Here is a 979-nt window from a genome sequence, read left to right as displayed (position 1 = left end):
ACGACGCGGCGACGAACGCGGAGTCCGTTCGCGTGTGCGTCGATGCCTCGACCCGAAGCGGGCCGGCGTGACGGCGGTCGGCGGCATTGGGGCTCCGATCGGGTGAGCGTCGATCGCGGGAAATGATCCGACGACTCATCGTCCCTTTCACGCCGGGCGGACGTCATCCACCCTCGGGTGTATCCGACCCCGCTGACCGGCGGGGGCCGGTCGACGGGAGACTCAGGAGGAGCGGAAGACCTCGACCGCCTCGGGACGGTCGGTCGAGGCGGCGATGAGAGCGACGACGCCCAGGCCCAGCGTGGGGGCGAGCAGGCCGATCGTCCCGATCGCGCCCGCGGCGACCATCGCACTCTGGTCCGCACCCGCCGCACCCAGCACACCCCACACGACCTGGATCACCACGGCGCAGCCGACGCTGATCCCGAGCGCCCACATCGGCGCCCACCGCCAGCGCGCGGGAACCGCGCCGAGCCGGGCGATCTGCGTCGCGGCGATCACGCCGGCCGCGATGGACACGACCGATGCACTCAGCGACACGGCGAAGGCCGTCCACGCGGTGGAGGTGTCCGCCGACACGACCTGCGGCGAGGCCACGTTGTAGGCGAGGTTCACGACGAGCGGAGCGAGTGCGAGGACGACGAGAGCGGACACCCCAAGCGGCCGTCGAGCCACGACGCTCCCGGCGCGGCCGAAACCGAACGCGAAGACCAGGATGCCGAGTGCCCACGACACATCGATCACCAGCTGCATCGCGTACCCCGGACCGATCACCTGCGCTCCGCCGAGGGTGAGGAGGCCGCAGACCCCGAGCAGGATGCCCCCGACACGCCACGTCACGCTTCGCTTCCCCATGGCCCCACTCTACGAAAGGGCCGTCGCTAGTGTCAGGCCTGAGTCGGCTGGTCGAAATCCCAGTCGACGGGCTCGTCCTCTTCGTCGGACGCCGGCTCCACCAGGCGGAGCGACGAACGCGGGA

At 71.1% G+C, this 979-nt stretch carries 1 protein-coding gene; it reads right to left on the bottom strand.

Annotated features, from left to right (window positions below; translation table 11 throughout):
• Window positions 1–222 precede the first annotated feature (222 nt).
• Window positions 223–855: a hypothetical protein gene (locus I5G_RS23935; protein WP_022878298.1), complete on the bottom strand. Its 633-nt coding sequence runs from the start codon at window positions 853–855 to the stop codon at window positions 223–225.
• Window positions 856–979 lie beyond the last annotated feature (124 nt).

The organism is Microbacterium sp. B19 (genome assembly GCF_000333395.1).
In the GTDB taxonomy this organism is placed as follows: Bacteria; Actinomycetota; Actinomycetes; order Actinomycetales; family Microbacteriaceae; genus Microbacterium.
This window is presented reverse-complemented; position numbering and strand designations above follow the sequence as displayed.